The following is a 3070-nucleotide window of genomic DNA, read 5'->3' on the forward strand; positions in this document are numbered from 1 at the left end:
GGAACAAAAGCACCGGAGACACAGGCTGCGGGTGAAACTCAGGCAGCAGGTGACAGTGAAGCAGCATCAGAGAATACTGCTTCCGGAGATACATTATCCGTTATGATCTGGGATGCAAACCAGGAACCGGGTATCAATGAGATTCTTGGCGACTTCACAACAAAGACCGGAATTAAGACAAACCTTCAGGTAGTAACCTGGGACGAGTATTGGACACTGTTAGAAGCAGGTGCCCAGGGCGGAACATTACCGGATGTATTCTGGATGCACTCTAACGAAAGTTCCAGATATATGTCCAACGACATGTTATTAGATTTAACAGATAAGATTTCAGGCAGTGATGTGATCGACCCGGCGAACTATCCGGAAGATATCTGGGGCCTGTATACTTATGACGATAAGTATTATGCAGTGCCAAAGGACGTGGATACCGTAGCATTGGTATATAATAAGAAAATGTTTGATGACGCAGGAGTTGCTTATCCGGATGACAGCTGGACCTGGGATACTTTTGTGGAAACTGCTAAAAAACTCACGAAAGAGGATGGCAGCCAGTATGGTACCGCGATTCGTAATTCCAATAACCAGGATGGTTATTACAATATGATTTATGATATGGGCGGTAAAGTTATCAGCGATGACAAGAAAACTTCCGGCTATGACGATCCAAATACAATCAAAGGTATGCAGATTATCGAACAGATGATTAAAGATGGTTCTATGCCAAGCCAGGAGACAATGTCTGAGACAAATCCGGAAGCATTATTTACTTCAGGTAAAGTTGCAATGATTCCGCAGGGTTCCTGGATGGTAGCGTACTACCGTGACAATGAATATTCAAAAGCTAATGCAAGTTTTGCCGTTATTCCAAGTGCTGCAGACGGAACAAGAAAAACGATCTATAACGGTCTTGGATGGGCAGCTTCAGCAAATGGTTCCCATACAGATGAAGCATGGCAGTTAATCGAATATTTAGGTTCCAAAGAAGCGCAGGAAAAACAGGCTCAGTTAGGTGTAACCATGTCTGCTTATAACGGAACCTCTGATGCATGGGCACAGTCTGTACCGGAATTCAATCTCCAGTCTTTCCTGGATGTTATGAAACCGGAAAACATGGTTATCAGACCATATTCTACAAAGACAGTTACCTGGGAAAATAAAGTAAATGAAGTATTAAAGAGTGCATGGACCAGTGAAAAGAGCATGGAAGATGCTTGTAAAGAAGCAGCATCAGAAATGAATGCAATTCTTGCCGAAGAGTAATTGTTTTTACAAATAATGATATAGCTGAGAGCGTGGTGCTGGCGTAGTGGTAGAGCTGACGCCGGCACGTTTTCTCAGGATGAAATGCAATACATAGAAAGAGGAGTGAGAATATGGCAAAACCAGGAGCTAAAGGAACCGCACGTGCCCGCAATGAGTTTTTATGGGGCTGGGCATTTATATTACCAACAATGATAGGTTTGATTGTTTTGAATATTATCCCGATCATTCAGACAATTTATCAGAGTTTTTTCAAGACGGGTGATTTTGGTAAAGGTAATATTTTCGTTGGTGCAGCCAATTATACAAAACTGTTTGCAGACGGACAGGTATGGCAGGCACTGTTAAATACCTTTAAATATGCAATTGTAGAAGTACCTTTTTCAATTGCAATTGCCCTTATATTGGCTGTTTTGCTAAATCGCAAGATGAAAGGGCGCAGTGTATACAGAACGATTTTCTTCCTGCCGATGGTTGCGGCTCCGGCAGCGATTGCCATGGTATGGAGATGGTTATATAACTCTGATTTTGGTTTGATCAATAATCTGCTTCATACAAAAACAAACTGGATTTCCAATCCTAAAATTGCAGTATTTGCAATAGCGGTTATCGGGGTATGGTCTATAATCGGATATAATATGGTATTATTCTTATCCGGTTTGCAGGAAGTACCTCATGATTATTACGAAGCTGCAGAAATTGACGGGGCAACCGGAATCAAGCAGTTTTTCCACATTACCATTCCACTGATCTCCCCAACCATTTTCTTTGTACTGGTAACAAGAGTAATCGGCGCATTACAGGTTTTTGACCTGATCTTCATGGTTATGGATAAATCAAATCCTGCACTGGAAAAGACACAGTCACTGGTATATCTGTTCTACCGCTATTCATTTACGGAGAAAAATCTCGGTTATGGTTCTACAATTGTTGTGCTGCTCCTGGTGGTAATCATGATTATTACCGTATTCCAGATGATTGCGCAGAAAAAATGGGTTCATTATAATTAGAAGGAGGGAAAGTGATGGAAACAAAGAAAAAAGCTGTTTCAGTATTGATTCACGTAATATTGATTTTAATTTCTATTACCATGCTTGTGCCTTTCCTTTGGATGATAATAACGGCATTTAAATCGGTAACAGAGGCAACACAGGTAGACCCGTTTGTAATTTTTCCAAAGGTGTGGAGAACAGACGCTTTTAAAGCAGTGTGGAATAATATGAATTTCCTGCTGCTTTATAAGAACACCTTATTATTGATTGTTGGAAGAGTCTTATGTGCAGTAATTACGGCAACCATGGCAGGTTATGCCTTTGGACGACTGAATTTTAAAGGTAAAAACCTGATGTTTTCATTAGTGTTATTCCAAATGATGATTCCGGCGCAGATTTTTATCATTCCTCAGTACTTAATGATCAGCAAAATGGGTATGATGAATACGATTTTTGCACTGGTTTTCCCGGGTCTTGTAACAGCGTTTGGAACATTCCTGTTAAGACAGGGATACATGGGTCTGCCAAATGACCTGGAAGAGGCAGCCAGACTGGATGGTTGTAATATAGGACAGACATTCCTGTTTATTATGGCTCCGCTGACAAGGTCAGCGATGGTTGCACTGGGTATCTTCACAGCAGTATTTGCATTTAAAGACCTGATGTGGCCAATGATTGTAAATACAGACAAGAACATGCTTACCCTGTCTGCAGCGCTGGCGAAAATGCAGGGGCAGTATGTAACGAAATTCCCGGAACTGATGGCAGCGTCTCTGATTGCCTGTCTGCCGATGATCGTTATTTATGTAATATTT

General features: G+C 41.3%; 3 protein-coding genes. All 3 read left to right on the forward strand.

Annotated features, from left to right (window positions below; genetic code table 11):
• Positions 1 to 1263, forward strand: a 1263-nt coding sequence (locus RHS_RS29245; RefSeq protein ID WP_047835202.1) for an extracellular solute-binding protein, incomplete at its 5' end; no start/stop codon positions are given.
• Positions 1264 to 1376: 113 nt separating this feature from the next.
• Complete coding sequence (locus tag RHS_RS29250) at positions 1377 to 2273, forward strand: carbohydrate ABC transporter permease (protein ID WP_027295128.1); 897 nt, start codon at positions 1377 to 1379, stop codon at positions 2271 to 2273.
• Between the two features lie 14 nt (positions 2274 to 2287).
• Positions 2288 to 3070 (forward strand): ABC transporter permease subunit (locus RHS_RS29255; RefSeq protein ID WP_047835203.1); only part of this gene is annotated, 783 nt, incomplete at its 3' end.

Source organism: Robinsoniella sp. RHS (assembly GCF_001029355.1).
Taxonomy (GTDB): Bacteria; Bacillota; Clostridia; order Lachnospirales; family Lachnospiraceae; genus Robinsoniella; species Robinsoniella peoriensis.

Excerpts from the sequence above, each read along its gene's own strand:
- RHS_RS29250 (WP_027295128.1), top strand. The coding sequence starts at position 1,377 with ATGGCAAAACCAGGAGCTAAAGGAACCGCACGTGCCCGCAATGAGTTT.